Source organism: Orlajensenia leifsoniae, assembly GCF_004570845.1.
Lineage (GTDB): Bacteria > Actinomycetota > Actinomycetes > Actinomycetales > Microbacteriaceae > Orlajensenia > Orlajensenia leifsoniae.
The window spans coordinates 1-16,121 of record NZ_SPQZ01000002.1; the positions used below are offsets into that span (position 1 = coordinate 1).

15 protein-coding genes are annotated in these 16,121 nt (G+C 68.9%); 4 read left to right on the forward strand and 11 right to left on the reverse strand.

All coding sequences use genetic code 11. The features are described from left to right. The 9 genes from E4M00_RS04005 to E4M00_RS04045 form a co-directional block, all read right to left on the reverse strand. Positions 1–1,122, reverse strand: a 1,122-nt coding sequence (locus tag E4M00_RS04005) for a DUF222 domain-containing protein (protein WP_135119234.1), incomplete at its 3' end; no start/stop codon positions are given. A gap of 110 nt (positions 1,123–1,232) precedes the next feature. Then, the gene (locus E4M00_RS04010; RefSeq protein ID WP_135119235.1) at positions 1,233–2,318 is read right to left on the reverse strand and encodes an NAD(P)-dependent alcohol dehydrogenase; all 1,086 of its coding nucleotides are present in this window, start codon (positions 2,316–2,318) and stop codon (positions 1,233–1,235) included. Further along, positions 2,315–2,542 carry a helix-turn-helix transcriptional regulator gene (locus tag E4M00_RS04015; protein WP_056164014.1) on the reverse strand — a complete coding sequence of 76 codons (228 nt, stop codon included), beginning with the start codon at positions 2,540–2,542 and terminating at the stop codon, positions 2,315–2,317. The genes E4M00_RS04010 and E4M00_RS04015 overlap by 4 nt, the downstream gene beginning before the upstream one ends. Further along, complete coding sequence (locus tag E4M00_RS04020; protein WP_135119236.1) at positions 2,536–2,967, reverse strand: hypothetical protein; 432 nt, start codon at positions 2,965–2,967, stop codon at positions 2,536–2,538. The genes E4M00_RS04015 and E4M00_RS04020 overlap by 7 nt, the downstream gene beginning before the upstream one ends. 150 nt (positions 2,968–3,117) lie before the next feature. After that, entirely contained in the window at positions 3,118–3,894 is a 777-nt protein-coding gene (locus E4M00_RS04025) for a FadR/GntR family transcriptional regulator (RefSeq protein ID WP_135119237.1), read from the reverse strand. A 21-nt stretch (positions 3,895–3,915) separates the two neighbouring features. Continuing rightward, complete coding sequence (locus tag E4M00_RS04030) at positions 3,916–4,707, reverse strand: 3-oxoacyl-ACP reductase (RefSeq protein WP_167756819.1); 792 nt, start codon at positions 4,705–4,707, stop codon at positions 3,916–3,918. A gap of 9 nt (positions 4,708–4,716) precedes the next feature. Next, positions 4,717–6,072 carry an aldehyde dehydrogenase family protein gene (locus E4M00_RS04035; protein ID WP_135119238.1) on the reverse strand — a complete coding sequence of 452 codons (1,356 nt, stop codon included), beginning with the start codon at positions 6,070–6,072 and terminating at the stop codon, positions 4,717–4,719. After that, positions 6,069–6,896: a gamma-glutamyl-gamma-aminobutyrate hydrolase family protein gene (locus E4M00_RS04040; protein ID WP_135119239.1), complete on the reverse strand. Its 828-nt coding sequence runs from the start codon at positions 6,894–6,896 to the stop codon at positions 6,069–6,071. Before E4M00_RS04040 ends, E4M00_RS04035 begins: the two co-directional genes overlap by 4 nt. Then, complete coding sequence (locus E4M00_RS04045; RefSeq protein ID WP_135119240.1) at positions 6,877–8,244, reverse strand: glutamine synthetase family protein; 1,368 nt, start codon at positions 8,242–8,244, stop codon at positions 6,877–6,879. Before E4M00_RS04045 ends, E4M00_RS04040 begins: the two co-directional genes overlap by 20 nt. 230 nt (positions 8,245–8,474) lie before the next feature. On the opposite strand from E4M00_RS04045, the gene E4M00_RS04050 reads away from it, so the two are divergent. The 3 genes from E4M00_RS04050 (at position 8,475) to E4M00_RS04060 (ending at position 12,259) form a co-directional block, all read left to right on the forward strand. After that, positions 8,475–10,037 carry an amino acid permease gene (locus tag E4M00_RS04050; protein ID WP_135119241.1) on the forward strand — a complete coding sequence of 521 codons (1,563 nt, stop codon included), beginning with the start codon at positions 8,475–8,477 and terminating at the stop codon, positions 10,035–10,037. Between the two features lie 168 nt (positions 10,038–10,205). Then, complete coding sequence (locus E4M00_RS04055) at positions 10,206–10,502, forward strand: hypothetical protein (RefSeq protein ID WP_135119242.1); 297 nt, start codon at positions 10,206–10,208, stop codon at positions 10,500–10,502. A gap of 269 nt (positions 10,503–10,771) precedes the next feature. Beyond that, positions 10,772–12,259 carry an aspartate ammonia-lyase gene (locus tag E4M00_RS04060; RefSeq protein WP_135119930.1) on the forward strand — a complete coding sequence of 496 codons (1,488 nt, stop codon included), beginning with the start codon at positions 10,772–10,774 and terminating at the stop codon, positions 12,257–12,259. Between the two features lie 163 nt (positions 12,260–12,422). Here E4M00_RS04060 and E4M00_RS04065 read toward each other — a convergent pair whose 3' ends face one another. Together E4M00_RS04065 and E4M00_RS04070 are read right to left on the reverse strand one after the other, a co-directional pair. Then, positions 12,423–13,298 (reverse strand): fumarylacetoacetate hydrolase family protein, encoded by an 876-nt coding sequence (locus E4M00_RS04065; protein ID WP_135119243.1) that lies wholly within the window; start codon positions 13,296–13,298, stop codon positions 12,423–12,425. A 60-nt stretch (positions 13,299–13,358) separates the two neighbouring features. Then, on the reverse strand, positions 13,359–14,867 hold the full coding sequence (locus E4M00_RS04070; protein WP_135119244.1) for an AlkA N-terminal domain-containing protein: 1,509 nt from the start codon (positions 14,865–14,867) through the stop codon (positions 13,359–13,361). A 147-nt stretch (positions 14,868–15,014) separates the two neighbouring features. Here E4M00_RS04070 and E4M00_RS04075 point away from each other — a divergent pair, with 147 nt between their 5' ends. Continuing rightward, positions 15,015–16,097, forward strand: a complete 1,083-nt coding sequence (locus tag E4M00_RS04075; RefSeq protein ID WP_135119245.1) for a YihY/virulence factor BrkB family protein — start codon at positions 15,015–15,017, stop codon at positions 16,095–16,097. Positions 16,098–16,121 lie beyond the last annotated feature (24 nt).

The following is a 16,121-nucleotide window of genomic DNA, read 5'->3' on the forward strand; positions in this document are numbered from 1 at the left end:
GCGTTCGTCGCGTCCGAGGTTCAACGGTTGCCCGGTCGAGGAGAACAGTACGGGCAGGTAGCCGGCGCACAGTCCGCGTTCGACGCTCGCCAGGGAGACGGCGCCCGGGTGGCCCTCGAGGGCACCGAACCCGTCCCCGGTGCGCAGCGCCTGTTCGTTGACGACCACCCGAACCGACGGGGCTTCAGTGTCGAGGAGGCGCATCGGGTCGACGGATGCGCCGGCCCTGACGAGGTGGACGAGGCCCTCGGCGGCATCGCGTTCCCGGACCGCCTTGTCGACGAACGGATCCCGGACCGGTGCAGCACCGAAGGCGCGCTTCTTCGGGTCGGGCTGCCGGCGAGGGTGGGTCAACTGGTCGTGGACGGCTTGGAGGAGGGCACCGTTCTCGGGGTCCAGGGCGTACTCGCCGCGGTACATGCCGTCGGGGCCGATCCACTGCCGCCAGTACTGCTTCTCCCGCAGCGCATTCTCCCGGACGGCGACTCCCGAGATGTCGATGCGGTCGCGAGCTGCGCGGGCAGCGGTGCGGGCTTCAGCCACGTGCACCCTGTGGGTGCCATCCGCACCGAACAGATCGGTGAGCAGTTCGGCCAGGGCTGCTTCGAGGTCGTCGGCGGTGACCGCGTCAGTGATCTCGCCGAGCCCGGTCTGGATCACGTCGGCTACCGCCACGGTGACCCGCCCCGCGGTGACCAGGGCGGCCAGAGCGGCGTACCAAGGGGCCTCGACCGGCGGCACTGTGGCGGCGAGATCGGGATCGGCCTCACGGGCGGCGGCAAGGTCGGTGGCGGCATCCGTCACCGCGATCATCTCGCCCACCCTGGCCAACGAGCGCGCTTCAGCCTTCGTCGACCCGGTCATCGACACCAACAGCGTGTCGGCGTCGGTGAACCCCGACCGGCGTGCCAACGACCCGAGACCGTGCTCGGGGGTGGAGCGGCGGGCGATCTCGGCCGCAGCCAATGCCGCCCACCGATCCAACTCCTGCCGAGGGCTCGTCAAGGCGCTCTGCGTCGACAGCAACTCGTCATCGGCCAACGCCGCGAACGTGGCCGCACACACCCCGGAAGACGCCAGAGAGGCAGTCAGATCGGTGAGCAACAGAGCCGGTGCGGGCATGACTCCATTGTCTCAAACCCGAGCAACCCTCGCAAGTGTATTCGAAACATATCCGTGAATACGGACTTGTGGAGGAGACCCGCTCGGACACTTCTCGAATATATGTTCGATCACTCCATCGTCACGATCACGGCCCCGCGCTTGCGGTGGGTGTCGACGCGGCGGTGGGCGTCGGCGATGCGCTCGAGCGGATAGGTGCTGTCGATGACGGCTCGCAACGCGCCGCTCTCGACGAGCCCGACGGTGACGGCGAGGTCGCGGGCGTGCGCGGACGTCGGGCGCAGTCCGGTGAAGGCGATCGCGGCTCGCGTGCGTCCGAGATGGAGGCGCGAGGTGAGCGACGTCCAAGCCATCTGCAACAGAATCGCGAGCGTGGGGACTGTGCGCAGGTAGGCGCCGCCGTCGGCGAGCATGGGGCGGGCACGTCGGTACGAACTCGCTCCGACGGCGTCGAAGATCACGTCGTACCGCGCGTCGGGGCGAGGATCGTCGCCGACGGATGCCGCCCACCAGTCCTCGCGCGTGTAGTCGACCACGCGTTCCGCGCCCAGCGACCGAACCAGCTCGACGTTCGGCCCGCTGCAGACTCCGGTGACGTGAGCGCCGAAGTGGACTCCCAGCTGTACCGCCATCGACCCGACGCTGCCGGATGCCCCGATCACGAGGAGACGCTGGCCCGAGCGGAGTCGGCCGGCATCGCGCAGGAACGCCAACGCCGTGGCGTCGACGAGGGCGGCGGACTCGGCATCCGTGACCCCGGACGGTTGCAAGGCGAGGGCGGCATCCGTGGGCAGGACGACGTGCGTGGCGTGCCCGCCCATCGTCGAACCCGTCACGCCGAAGACCCGGTCTCCGACGCGAAAGCGTGCATCGCCCGCACCGGAAGCGACGCCGGCGCCGGCCGCGGAACCGCCCCCGGAACCGCCCCCGGTACCGCCCGCAGAACCACCGGCATCGCCAACCGAGACGATCTCGCCCGCGACGTCCGATCCGAGCACGGGGATCCGCGGATGCCGCAGCCCGAAGTAGAGCCGGGCGAAGGCCGGCGAGCCCGCTCGGGCGGCCGCGTCAGCGGCGCCCACGGTGGCCGCCCGCACGCGGATCACGACCTCACCCGGAGCTGCGACCGGGGTCGGGGCATCCGTCACATCGACGACGTCGGGTCCGCCGTAGCGGGAGTACCGTGCCTGCTTCATGATGCATCTCCGGTCGGGTAGCTGAACACGTCGTCGAGTCGAACACCGAGAGCTCCGGCGATCTGGAACGCCAGCTCGAGCGTGGGGGAGTAGCGCCCCTGCTCGATGGCGATCACGGTCTGGCGCGTCACCCCGATGCGTTCGGCGAGCTGCGCCTGGGTCATCTCTCCGGCCTGGGCTCGCAGTGCGCGGATGCGGTTGGAGACCCGCGTCGGCTTCACCATGACGGGTCGATCCCGCGGCGATAGGCCACGAGTTTGACGACGGATCCGACCACCGCCGAGAGCACGAACCCGAGGTAGATGGCGTTGGCGATCCAGAAATACGGCTGCTCGAGGAGCGCCAGCAGCAGAGCGACGAGGGAGCCGCCGATCACGAACCACGAGGCTCGGGCCTCGCCGAAGCGGTTGATCTGACGGTCGCGGGTGTCGCTCGTGTAGTTGTCGCTCGGGCTCAGAATCTCCACGACGATGCGCCCCACGATGGCTGCGACGATCGAGATGCCGAGCGAGATCAGGAACGGCATGACGTAGTCGACGTCGACCAGGGGAGCGCCGTCGGCCTGGCTGAGGATGATCCAGACGTACACGAGGTAGGCCCCGGTGGACACCAGAAGGTAGACCCAGACGCCCTTCTGCTCGTAGGACATGGCTGCTCCGATGCTCGGGTGATGTAAAGAATGCTTTACATGGAGAAGCTAGGCCTCGAATCGACGCATGTCAAGAATTATTTACATCGGATCTCGATGGCGAGCGGATGCCGCGTCACGACGCCGCGTCACGACACCGACATCCCCGGTTCAGCCCAGGAACCCCCGCAGCAGCGCCTCGGACCCGGCGATGTGCTCCTCCATGGCCTGTGCCGCGGCATCCGGATGCCCCCGCAGGATGGCCTTCACGATGTCCTCGTGCTGCTCGTTGGAGTGCACGATGTTCGCGGCGATGAGGGGGATGCGGTCGAGCAGCTCGTTGGTGCGCATGCGCACGTCCGCGATGAGCGGCACGAGGCTGGGGGATCCGACGAGCTCGGCGATGAGCAGATGCAACCGCGAGTCGAGTCGCCGGTAGTCCTCGGCGGAACCCGCGCTGCAGTCCTCGAGTGCCTGCCACAGCCGCTCGCGCTCGATCCCGCTCAGCTCCCCCGTGGCGGCCTGCCGGGCAGCGCCCACCTCGAGGATGCTCCGCAGCACGAGGGTGTCCTCGATCTCAGCCGGTGTCACGGCCGGCCGCTCGACGAGCACGGCGGAACCGCCGGCCGAACCCGCCCGCATCACCGGCGTGCCTGTCGGCAGTTCATCAACGACGAAGGTGCCGCCGTAGCGACCGCGCCGGGACACCACGTAGCCGGCATCGGCGAGGGCTCCGATCGCATCGCGCAGGGTGTCGCGGCTCACCGACAGCATCGAGGCGAGTTCGCGTTCGGCCGGCAGCCGGCCTCCCGGACCGATGAGCCCGAGCCTGATAGTCTGCAGCAACCGCTGCACGGTCTCCTCGAAGGCGTTGACGACCTTGCCGGGGCGCAGCAGAAGGTCGGCGCTCAGATCGCCGGCCGCATCCGTTCCCCCCGTGTCGGTCATCGTTCCAGCCTAGATCGCCCCTCAGAGCGGCGTGACGTACGCCGAGCTGATGCCGCCGTCGACGAGGAACGTCGACCCCGTGATGAACGACGAGTCGTCGCTGGCGAGGAAGGCGACGGCGGCGGCGAGCTCCTCGGGCTCGGCGAAGCGCCCGACCGGGATGTGCACGAGCCGGCGCTGGGCACGCTCGGGGTCCTTCGCGAACAGCTCCTGCAGCAGCGGCGTGTTCACGGGGCCGGGGCAGAGCGCGTTCACCCTGATGCCCTGACGCGCGAACTGCACGCCGAGCTCGCGGCTCATGGCGAGCACGCCGCCCTTCGACGCCGTGTACGAGATCTGCGAGGTGGCCGAGCCGAGTACGGCAACGAAGGAGGCCGTGTTGATGATCGATCCGCGCTGCTGCTTCACCATGTGGCGCAGGGCCGCCCGCGAGCACAGGTAGACGCTCTTGAGGTTCACGTCCTGCACCTTCTGCCAGGCGGGCAGCTCGGTGGTCTCGATCGAATCGTCATCCGGAGGTGAGATGCCCGCGTTGTTGAACGCGATGTCGACCGAGCCGTAGGTCGAGGCCGCCGTGTCGAACAGGTTGTCGACCTGCGCCTCGTCGGTCACATCCGTCGGAACGAAGAGGCCGTCGACGGATGCCGCCATCTCGGCGCCCGGCGAGCCCGGAAGGTCGCCGATCACGACACGGGCGCCTTCAGCGGCGAAGCGCCGAACCGTGGCGAGGCCGATGCCGCTGGCCCCTCCTGTGACGACGGCGACTTTGCCTGCGAGGCGCTGGGTGAGGTCGATGCGGGTGATGTCTGCCATGGGTGCTCCTTAGTCGACGGCGATGAAGACGTTCTTGGTCTCGGTGAATGCGAGTGGGGCGTCGGGTCCGAGCTCGCGCCCGAGCCCCGACTGCTTGAAGCCGCCGAACGGTGTCGTGTAGCGCACTGAGGAGTGCGAGTTCACGGACAGGTTGCCCGACTCGACTCCGCGCGAGACCCGCAGGGCACGGCCGACGTCGCGGGTCCAGATCGACCCCGACAGCCCGTACTCGGTGTCGTTCGCGAGCGTGAGCGCGTCGGCCTCATCGTCGAAGGGCAGCACCGTCACGACGGGGCCGAAGATCTCCTCGCGCACCCGGCGGTCGCCTCGGGGAGGCGTGAGCACCGTCGGCGCGAACCAGAAGCCGGGTCCGTCCGGAGCCGATCCGCGGAAGGCCACGTCGCGGTCATCCGGAACGTACGCGCTCACGGCGTCGAAGTGCGGCCTCGAGACCAGCGGTCCCATCTCGGTGCTCTCCAGCAGCGGGTCGCCGACGACGACTCCCTGCACGGCCGTCTCGAGCAGCTCCATGAAGCGGTCGTACACAGTGCGCTGCACCAGGATGCGGCTGCGTGCACAGCAGTCCTGCCCGGCGTTCTCGAACACCCCGTACGGTGCCGTGGCCGCGGCCTTCTCGATGTCGGCGTCGGCGAACACGATGTTCGCACTCTTGCCGCCGAGCTCGAGGGTGACCCGCTTCACCTGGTCTGCGCATCCGGCCATGATCTGCTTGCCCACGACGGTGGACCCTGTGAAGACCACCTTGCGCACCGCCGGATGAGTCACGAAGCGCTCGCCGACGACCGATCCGCGGCCGGGAAGCACCTGGAACAGGCCGTCGGGCAGTCCAGACTCCACGGCCAGCTCTCCCAGACGGATGCTGGTCAGCGGGGTCCACTCCGCGGGCTTCACCAGCACGGCATTGCCGGCAGCGAGGGCCGGTGCGAAGCCCCAGGCGGCGATGGTCATCGGGAAGTTCCACGGCGTGATGACGCCCACGACGCCCAGGGGCTCGTTGAAGGTCATGTCGATGCCCCCGGCCACGGGGATCTGCCGGCCGAACAGGCGCTCGGGGGAGGCGGAGTAGTACTCGAGCACATCGCGCACGTGCCCGGCCTCCCACCTCGCCTGGCCGATCGGGTGGCCGGAGTTGCGCACCTCGAGCTGTGCCAGGGTCTCGAGGTCGCCGTCGACGGCCTCGGCGAAGCCGCGGAGTGCCGCCGCCCGGTCGGCCGGCGCGCGTGATGCCCACTCGCGTTGAGCTGCCGCCGCGCGAACGACGGCGGCGTCGACGTCCTCGCTGCTCGCGTGCTCGATGGTCGTGATGACGCTCTCGTCGGCGGGGTTGATGAGCGTGGAGTTCATGCGTGCTCCTGGGTGCTGGTGGTCGGCCCGATGCCGCTGCTGGTCTCGCGCTCGGGGACCCTGACGCGTCCGCGAGCCGCCTCGACGAGGCCTGCGAACAGCCGACGGTCCTCGCTGTTCTCCTCCGGATGCCACTGCACGGCGACCCCGAACGGAACGGTCGTCAGTTCGACGGCCTCGATCACGCCGTCCTCGCTGCGCGCTGTGACGACGAGACCGTCGGCCACGACGTCGATCGCTTGGTGGTGGTAGACGTGGGCCGGATGCCGCTCGCCGACGAGAGCCGCGACTCTCGACCCGGCGACCGTGGCCACCTCGATGGAACCGAACTCCGCCGGAGCCGGCTGGTACTTCTCGCTGCCGATCACGTCGGGCAGGTGCTGCACGAGTGTGCCGCCGAGGCTGGCGTTGAGCATCTGGGCGCCGCGACAGATGCCGAGGAACGGCAGCTCGCTCTCGATCGCAGCGAGCAGGAGGGCGTTCTCCCAGGTGTCGCGGTCGATGCGCGGCACGCCGGTGCGCTCGTGCGGCTGCTGGCCGTAGCGCGCGGGGTCGACGTCGGCACCGCCGGCGATGATCAGGCCGTCGAGGCCGCCGAGCACGGCGCGCGCCGTCGAGGGCGAGACGGGTTGAGGGGGGAGCAGCACGGCGATGCCTCCGGCATCCGTCACCGCATCGATGTAGACCTTGGGGAGGAAGGCCGCACGCACGTCCCAGACACCGGTCTGCGCCTGCTCGAGGTACGTGGTGATCCCGATGACCGGAGTCGCCACTGGCGCGGGAGCGGCGGCGTCGCCCGCGCTCTCAGAGTCGTTCGAAGCCACGGACCCGCTCCCAATCCGTCACGGCCGCGTCGAAGGCGGCCAGTTCGACGCGGGCGTTGTTGAGGTAGTGCTCGACCACCTCGTCGCCGAAGGCCGCGCGGGCGATGGCGGAGCCCTCGAACAGCTCGGCGGCCTCGCGCAGCGTGGTCGGCACCCTGTCGGTCCCTCCCGTGTAGGCGTTGCCGACGGCTGCATCCTCGAGCTCCAGCTCGTTCTCGATGCCGTGCAGGCCGGCGGCGATGAGGGCGGCTACGGCCAGGTACTGGTTGACGTCTCCGCCGGGCACGCGGTTCTCGACGCGCATGCCGAGGCCGTGCCCCACGACGCGCAGCGAGCAGGTGCGGTTGTCGAGTCCCCAGGCCACGGCGGTCGGGGCGAAGCTGCCGTCGACGTAGCGCTTGTAGGAGTTGATGTTGGGTGCGAAGAAGAGGGTGAGCTCACGCATCGCCGCGAGCTGGCCGGCGAGGAACTGCCTGAACATCGTCGACATGCCGTGTTCGGCATCCTCGTCGGCGAAGACGGCACCGCCGTCGTCGTCGCGCAGCGAGATGTGGATGTGGCAGCTGTTGCCCTCCCGCTCGTTGAACTTCGCCATGAACGTCAGGCTCTTGCCGTGTGCGTCGGCGATCTCCTTCGCTCCGTTCTTGTAGATGGAGTGGTTGTCGCAGGTGACGAGAGCGTGCGCGTAACGGAACGCGATCTCCTGCTGGCCGAGGTTGCACTCGCCCTTCACGCCCTCGCAGTACATGCCGGCGCCGTCCATCGAGTTGCGGATGTCGCGCAGCAGCGGCTCCATGCGCGTCGAGGCGAGCAGCGCGTAGTCGATGTTGTAGTCGCTCGCTGGTGTGAGGTCGCGGTAGCCCTTCTTCCAGGCGTCGCGGAAGCTGTCGTCGAAGACGATGAACTCGAGCTCGGTGCCGACGAACGGCACGAGGCCGCGTTCGGCCAGGCGCTCCAACTGCGCCTGGAGGATCTGGCGGGGCGAGGCGACGACGGGGGAGCCGTCGAGCCACTGCAGGTCGGCTGTGACGATCACGGCACCGGGCAGCCAGGGCGCTCGCCGCAGGGTGTCGAAGTCGGGGATCATCGCCATGTCGCCGTAGCCGCGCTCCCAGCTCGACATGGAGTAGCCGGCTACGGTGTTCATCTCCACGTCGACGGCGAGCAGGTAGTTGCAGCACTCGGCGCCGTGCTCGGCGACGTCCTCGAGGAACAGTCGGGCCGAGACGCGCTTGCCGATGAGTCGGCCCTGCATGTCGGTGAAGGCCACGATCACGGTGTCGACGGCTCCGGATGCCACCTCTCCGGTGAGCTCCTCGATCGTCAGGTTTCCGGACCTCGGTGTCATGGAACTCTCCTTGCGGCCGAACGAATGGTGCGCTTTCCGACCATTACATCACAGCCAGTCATCTGCGGCGAGGCTGTTCCGCGGCATCCGCGCGGAGACCGGTGCCATCCGCTTTCCCAAAGGTATGTACAACGCACCAATGACGGCTCTATAGTCATGGCCATCCACTCCACCCCCGTTGCCGTGCGCTCGGTAGGCGCCGATGCAACCCGAACGTGAAGGATCCATCGATGGCCAAAGACACCCTGCGGGTCTCCGGCGTGACGTACGCCTCGGCAGACGAGGGGTACTTCGAGAAACGCCGCCTCAAGCGCTCCGCCGGAATCTGGGGACTCTGGGGCCTCGCCGTCGCCGCCGTCATCTCGGGTGACTTCTCGGGCTGGAACTTCGGCATCGACTTCGCCGGCTTCGGCGGCATGCTGATCGCCTTCGTGATCCTCGTGGTCATGTACTACGGCATGATCTTCTCGATCGGCGAGATGGCGGCGGCGATGCCGCACACCGGTGGCGCCTACTCGTTCGCGCGTGCGGCGATGGGCCCGTGGGGTGGCCTGGTCACCGGACTCGCCGAGACCATCGAGTACGTCGCGACGACGGCCGTCATCGTGTTCTTCTCGGCTCAGTACGCCAACGGCATCACGACCGAGCTCCTCGGTTTCGATCTCTCGGCGAACATGTGGATCTGGTGGGTGATCCTCTACGTGGCCTTCATCGCGCTGAACGCGGCCGGAGCCGCCATCTCCTTCAAGTTCGCCATCGTGGTCTCGATCATCTCGATCGCGATCCTCCTGGTGTTCTCGGCCATGGCCCTGTTCTCGGGTGCCTTCAGCTGGGACTCGCTGTGGAACATCGCTCCGGATGCCGGTCAGACCGAGTTCCTGCCGCACGGCGTGCTCCCGATCCTGTTCGCCCTGCCGTTCGCCATGTGGTTCTTCCTCGGCATCGAGGAACTCCCACTGGCGGCCGAGGAGGCGCACAACCCCGTGCGGGACATCCCGAAGGCCGGATTCTGGGCCCGCGGAACCCTCATCGTCACCGGTCTCCTCGTGCTCTTCCTCAACACGGGTGTCATCGGTGCCGAGGCCACGGGCGTGTCGCTCGAGCCCCTGCTCGACGGCTTCCGCGCGATCGTCGGTGACGGAGCGGCCGCCGTGCTGGCGCTGTTCGCCCTCATCGGACTGCTCGCGTCGCTGCAGGGCATCATGTTCGCCTATGGCCGCAACATGTACTCGCTGTCGCGGGCTGGCTACTACCCGAAGTTCCTGTCGCTGACGGGCAAGCGCGAGACGCCCGGTGTCGCCCTCGTGGTCGGCGCCGTGATCGGGTTCATCGCCCTCATCGTGCTCGACATCCTGAGCAGGCTCGATGCAGAAGGCGTCGGTGCCGTCGCCGGTGCGATCATCCTCAACATCGCCGTCTGGGGCGCTGTGCTCGCCTACCTGCTGCAGATGATCTCCTTCGTGATCCTCCGCAGGAGGTACCCGAACGCCAAGCGGCCCTACGTGAGCCCGTGGGGCCTCCCGGGCGCCATCATCGCCGGTGTCATCGCGGCGCTCGTGTTCGTCGGATTCATCATCAACCCGACGTTCCAGCCGGCCATCATCGCGATCGTGGTGGTCTACGTGCTCATCCTGCTCGGCTTCGCCTTCTGGGGCCGGCACAGGCTCATCCTCTCTCCGGAGGAGGAGTACGCGGTCTCGGGCGGCCTGCACGGCGATCCGCAGTCCGAGGGGTACGGCGGCGACGTCGAGAAGGACCTGCTGGCCGCCGACGGGGTCGACGAGCCGCGCTAGGCGCGTCATGCCGCATGGTGGGGTCCCTGCTTCGGCAGGGACCCCACCATCATGTCCGGGGGTTAACCGGATGGGGCGCATCCGTTCTGCTTCGTAGCGTTGAGGAGTCGCCCCGGTCGGGTCGCGACAGGCCCGACAGGGTCCAACATCAGAAGGAGTCACCCACCCATGTCCACCACAGCCCCTCTCGCTCCCACCGCTCTCGCGGTCGAGGCCGCGCGCGGCCTCAGCATCTCGAGCCTCGTGATCGGCATCGTCTCGATCGCCGCCGGGTGGACCCTCGTCGCCCCCGTCGCCGGCCTCGTGCTCGGCGTGATGGCCCTCCGCCGTGAGCCCGCCGGTCGCACTCTCGCCATCTGGGGCATCGTGCTCAACGGCCTCATGCTCGCCGGCGTGGTCGTGTTCACCGTCATCGCCCTGGTCTTCGGCCTGGCGCTCCTGCCGTTCGCCTTCATCGGCAACTGACGTCGAGCGCGCTGACGACTTCAGCAGACGCCGCGCAGGTCGACGACGGAATCCGTTCCGAATCGTCGATCTGGCGGCGTTTTCCTGCGTCTGTGGTCTCGACGTCTGAAGACTCCTGCGCGCGCCGACGGGTAGGCTGGAGGAGAGGCGACGATGCCTCGAGATCCACCGATCGAGCGCTCCAGGGCGCTCGGCACCAGCAGGCAACGGAGCCCTTTGTGACCAGCAGTGCGTCCACCATCCCGTCGAAGCGACCGAGTGAGGAGGCGATGATGGCGAAGCCGCCCACGCCGGCAGCAGTACGGACTGCGACCCCCGGATTCCGCATCGAGAGCGACTCGCTCGGCACCGTCGAGGTGCCCGATGACGCGTACTGGGGCATCCACACCAAGCGTGCCCTCGACAACTTCCCGATCGCCAAGCGTCCCATCTCGGTCTACCCCGACTTCGTGGTGGCCCTCGCCAGCGTCAAGCAGGCGGCAGCGCGCGCGAATCTCGAGGTGGGCGTCATCAGCGCCGAGAAGGCACGCTGGATCGACGCAGCCTGCCAGCGCATCATCAACGGAGCCCGCCAGGACCAGTTCGTCGTCGGAGTGATCCAGGGCGGCGCCGGAACCTCGACGAACATGAACGCCAACGAGGTCATCACCAACCTCGCTCTCGAACTCGCGGGTTACGAGAAGGGGCGCTACGACATCCTGCACCCCATCGACGACGTCAACCGCAGCCAGTCGACCAACGACACCTACCCGACCGCACTCAAGATCGCGCTCGCGTTCTCGCTCAAGCACCTGCTCGCCGAGCTCGCGCTGCTGCGCGAATCCTTCGCCGCCAAGGGCGAGGAGTTCGCCAGCGTGCTCAAGGTCGGACGAACGCAGTTGCAGGATGCCGTCCCCATGACCCTGGGCCAGGAGTTCCACGGCTACGCCACCACCCTGGGCGAGGACTACGACCGCCTCACCGAGACCACGTGGCTGCTCGCCGAGGTCAACATCGGCGCCACGGCGATCGGCACCGGCATCACCGCGGATCCCGGTTACGCGGCTGCCGCCATCCGTCACCTCAACGAGATCACCGGGTTGCAGCTCGAGGGGGCACCCGACCTCATCGAGTCGACGAGCGACGCCGGCGCCTTCATGTCGTTCAGTGGATCGCTCAAGCGCAGCGCCATCAAGCTCTCGAAGATCTGCAACGACCTGCGACTGCTGTCCTCGGGCCCGCAGGCGGGCTTCGGCGAGATCAACCTGCCCGCCAAGCAGGCGGGGTCGTCGATCATGCCGGGCAAGGTCAACCCCGTCATCCCCGAGGCCGTGAGCCAGGTCGCCTACGCCATCGCCGGGGCCGACGTCACCGTCACCATGGCGGCCGAGGCAGGGCAGCTGCAGCTGAACGCCTTCGAGCCCGTCATCGCGCACTCGCTGCTGCAGAGCCTCGCCTGGATGACCCAGGCCTGCTGGACCCTGCGGGTGAACTGCATCGACGGCATCACGGCCAACACCGACCGCCTCGAGGCGATGGTGGCGTCGAGCGTCGGCGTCATCACGGCCCTCATCCCGATCATCGGCTACAGCGAGGCGGCGATCCTGGCGAAGCAGGCCCTGCTGACGGGCCGGCCCGTCGCCGACCTGGTCGTGGAGGCCGGGCTCATGTCACGCGAGGAGGTGCTCGCGCACCTCGCTCCCGAGCGTCTGCTCGGCCTCGAGCACGTCACCACGGCGGTGCAGGCGCACGAGCGCAGGGGCGAGCCCTCGGAGTGACACCCGCTCGCTGATCCCCGCCCGCAGAGGCACGGGAGCGAAGCGAGCGCGCCGAAGCGCTGGTTCCTACCCGCTCGCTGAGGCCCGGACGGAGTCCGCGGTCGAAGCGCTCGAACGCGTGCGCTTCGACCGCGCGCTGCGCGCGGGCCTCAGCGAGCGGGAGCTACACCACCCGACAGAACGTCGTCAGCGACCCGATCCCGCCGATGGAGACTGTGACCGCAGAGCCGTCGCGCATGAACACCGGAGGCTTCCGCGAGTAGCCGGCGCCGCCGGGGCTGCCGGTGGAGATGAGGGTTCCGGCCGGGAGGGTGGCCGACGTCGACAGGTAGCTGATGATCTCGGCGACGCTGCGCACCATCTCGCTGCTCGAGGCATCCTGCAGGATGCGGCCGTCGAGGTTGGTGGTGAGCCAGACATCCTGAGGGTCGGGGATCTCGTCGGCTGTCACAACGACGGGGCCGGTGGGGGTGAAGCCGTCGAACGACTTGCACCGGCTCCACTGCGCCTCGCTGAACTGGATGTTGCGGGCCGTGATGTCGTTGACCACCGTGTAGCCCCAGACGTGGTCGAGGGCGTCGCGCACGGAGACGTTCTTCGCCGGCTTGCCGATGATCACGCCGAGTTCGGCCTCGTAGTCGACCTGGTCGCTGATCTCCTCGGGCCAGGTCGTGGTGTTCTCGTGACCCGTGAGCGAGTTCGGCCAGAGCGCGAAGACCGTCATCGCGGTCTCCGAGCGCAACTTCAGCTCGGAGGCGTGGGCGGCGTAGTTGGCGCCGATGGCGAGCACGTGCGGCGGACGCAGCACGGCGGAGGCGTGCCGAAGGCCGCTCACCGGCGTCATGCTGGTGCGGTTCGCCAGTGCGTTGGAGACGACGGCACGCACGTGGGCGAGGCCGGCGTCGCCGCGCTCGATGAGGTCCTGCAGGTCGGTCGGAGCCTCGTCCATCACCTCATCGAGGAACAGCGCCCCATCGTCGACGACAACGGCGAGCCGGTTGACCGACTCGCCCTCCACCCTGAGATGCGCGAACTTCACCTCTCTAGGCTATCCGGGCCGACGAGGGCTCGGGCGCGGGTGCGTCTCCCGCGGGCCCGATCAGCCTGAAGCAGCACGCCACAGATGCATGCTCGCGTAGCTGCTCCACGGTGCCCAGACGGCTCCGCGCGCCCGAAGTGCCTTCTCGTCCGTGGGCAGTCCGAGCCGCGCTGCACCCTGGCGCAGGGCGAGGTCGCTGGTGAGCAGCACGTCGGGACTCCCGAGGACCCGCATCGACAGGTAGCCCGCCGACCAGGGACCGATACCCGGGATCGCGGTGAGGGCGGCGGTCAACTCATCGCGGGTGTCGGAGACGTCGATGCTCAGCGATCCGTCGCCCAGCCGCTGCGCCACGTCGAGGATGGTGGCGATACGGCGTGTGGGTCCGCGCAGCACCTCGATGCCGCGCGCGGCGATCTGCTCGGCCGTCGGGAACAGGATCCACGCGCCGTCGGGGGTGCGCTCCCCGAGAGCCTCCGCGAGGTGCCCGAGGCTGGTGCGCGCCGAGGCCACCGAGACCTGCTGGCCGATGATCGTGCGGAACAGCGTCTCCTGGGGATCGATGGTGCCGGGCACGCGGATGCCGGGCACAGCGGCCACGGATGCGGCGAGTGCGGGGTCGGCGGCGAGCGCGGAGTCGATGGCCTCGGCGTCGGCATCCGCGTCGAGCAGCCGGCGAACGCGACCGACGAGCGGCATGAGGTCGGCGAGCGATGCCACCGTGGCGTCGCAGATGATGGCGGGGGTCGTCGCGTCGGAGTCGACGCGCAGCGCCACCGTCGCGATGCCGTGGGGAAGACGGATGGCGCGGGCGTACGTCTTGCCGTCCCAGGTCTCGACGCCCGTGATGGCCCGCACCCCGAGGAAGCCGAGCACGCCGGCGCCGTCGAAGGGGGCTCGGGCGGGGAGCCGCAGGCTGACGGCCGTCGAGCCCGGCACGCCCGCCGACGACGCGCCGAGTCCGGCCCCGGGCCGCGCCGGGAGGCGCCGAGCCCGGGCCCGCAGTTCGCTCGGCGTGAGTTCGTAGACCGCGGTGATGGTGTCGTTGAACTGACGGATGCTGCCGAAGCCGGCCGCGAACGCCACGTCGGCGATGGGCAGGTCGGTGCTGGTCAGCAGGATGCGCGCGGACTGCGCCCGGTGGGCGCGAGCGAGCGCCAGGGGACCTGCGCCGAGCTCGGCCTGCAGAACCCGGGTGAGGTGCCGCGGCGTGTAGCCGAGGTGGGCGGCGAGCCCCGGAACGCCGTCGCGCTCGACGACGCCGTCGGCGATCAGGCGCATGGCCCTCGCGGCGAGGTCCTCGCGGATGTTCCACTCCGGCGAGCCCGGCACGGCGTCGGGCAGGCAGCGCTTGCAGGCTCGCAGTCCGGCCTCGTGCGCGGCGGCCGCGGTGAGGAAGAACGACACGTTCTTACGCTGCGGCGTCATCGCCGGGCAGCTCGGGCGGCAGTAGATGCCCGTCGAGTGCACGCCGGTGATGAACTGCCCGTCGAAGCGCGCGTCCCGAGAGCTCATGGCCCGGTAGCGCTCCTCGAACTGCGTGTCGACGGGGGCGGATGGTGCGTTCATGCATCCAGCGTCGCACGCCCGGGCGTCATCTGTCAGCGGTTTTCGGACATGGGTGCAGCGCTGGTCGTGCTGGGTGCCTCGCTGCTCGGACCGGCCACCGCCGTCAAGGGGCAGCGCCCATTTTCCCCCGTCGCTAGCCTGAGAACCATGAGCGACGACGGATTCGTGAAGAAGGCCACGGCCTGGGCACTCGGCACGAAGCCCGTGCGCGCCATCCTGCTGTACCAGGAGCACCACGGCCCGATGCTGGCCGACAGCGTGACCTACCGCGTGCTGTTCTCCGTGTTCGCGGGCGTCTTCCTCGGCTTCGCCATCGCCGGGATCTGGCTGGCCGGCAACGAGCAGGCCATGCAGGCGCTGATCGATGCCGTGAACAGCACCATTCCGGGTCTCATCGGGGAGGGCAACCTCATCGACCCCGCCGATCTGGTGCAGCCGCTCACGCTCGGCATCGCCGGCATCCTGGCTCTCGTCGGTCTGATCGGAACCGCCATCGGAGCGATCGGATCCCTGCAGACGGCGTTCCGCAACATCGCCGACCAGCCGAACGAGACGACGTTCTTCCTCTGGATCATCCTGCGCAACCTCGGCCTCGCCATCGGCTTCGGCGCCGCCCTGTTGGCCGCGGCCGCCGTCACCTACTTCAGCACGGCCGCCCTCGACTCCGTCTTCTCCTGGGCCGGGTCGTCCTGGCTCCTGGACGCCTCGAGCCGCGGTGTCAGCATCCTCGTGATCTTCGCGATCGATACCCTCGTCGTGGCCGTCATGTTCCGCTTGCTGTCGGGCCTGCGCCCCGACGCCCGCTCCCTCTGGACCGGAGCCGTCCTCGGTGGCATCGGCCTCACCGTGCTGCAGGTGCTGTCGAGCCTGTTCGTCGGCGGGGCGACCAGCAATCCGCTGCTGGCCTCCTTCGGGTCGATCATCGCCCTGCTGCTCTGGCTCAACCTCTCGAGCCAGGTCATCCTCATCGCCGGCGCCTACATCGTCACGGGCGTCGAGGAGAAGCAGAACCGCGTGCGCGTGCGCTTCGGCGCGAGCACCTTCGAGACCCGGCGGGTGCAGCGCGCCGAGAACGCCGTCGACGCTGCGGCGACCGAGCTCGCGGTGGCCAGGGAGGCCGCACGCAAGGCTGCGGAACCCAAGCCGACCAAGGAGCAGAAGAAGGCCGAGAAGCAGGCCCGGAAGCAGCAGAAGAAGGTCCAGAAGGCGAAGGCCTCAGCGCGGCCCTGAGCCGCGGCATCCGGTGCCCACCTC

Bases quoted from the DNA above. Each gene is read 5' to 3' on its own strand.
- E4M00_RS04010 (WP_135119235.1), bottom strand. From the start codon at position 2,318: ATGAAGCAGGCACGGTACTCCCGCTACGGCGGACCCGACGTCGTCGAT.
- E4M00_RS04015 (WP_056164014.1), bottom strand. From the start codon at position 2,542: ATGGTGAAGCCGACGCGGGTCTCCAACCGCATCCGCGCACTGCGAGCC.
- E4M00_RS04020 (WP_135119236.1), bottom strand. From the start codon at position 2,967: ATGTCCTACGAGCAGAAGGGCGTCTGGGTCTACCTTCTGGTGTCCACC.
- E4M00_RS04025 (WP_135119237.1), bottom strand. From the start codon at position 3,894: ATGACCGACACGGGGGGAACGGATGCGGCCGGCGATCTGAGCGCCGAC.
- E4M00_RS04030 (WP_167756819.1), bottom strand. From the start codon at position 4,707: ATGGCAGACATCACCCGCATCGACCTCACCCAGCGCCTCGCAGGCAAA.
- E4M00_RS04035 (WP_135119238.1), bottom strand. From the start codon at position 6,072: ATGAACTCCACGCTCATCAACCCCGCCGACGAGAGCGTCATCACGACC.
- E4M00_RS04045 (WP_135119240.1), bottom strand. From the start codon at position 8,244: ATGACACCGAGGTCCGGAAACCTGACGATCGAGGAGCTCACCGGAGAG.
- E4M00_RS04050 (WP_135119241.1), top strand. From the start codon at position 8,475: ATGGCCAAAGACACCCTGCGGGTCTCCGGCGTGACGTACGCCTCGGCA.
- E4M00_RS04055 (WP_135119242.1), top strand. From the start codon at position 10,206: ATGTCCACCACAGCCCCTCTCGCTCCCACCGCTCTCGCGGTCGAGGCC.
- E4M00_RS04060 (WP_135119930.1), top strand. From the start codon at position 10,772: ATGATGGCGAAGCCGCCCACGCCGGCAGCAGTACGGACTGCGACCCCC.
- E4M00_RS04070 (WP_135119244.1), bottom strand. From the start codon at position 14,867: ATGAACGCACCATCCGCCCCCGTCGACACGCAGTTCGAGGAGCGCTAC.
- E4M00_RS04075 (WP_135119245.1), top strand. From the start codon at position 15,015: ATGAGCGACGACGGATTCGTGAAGAAGGCCACGGCCTGGGCACTCGGC.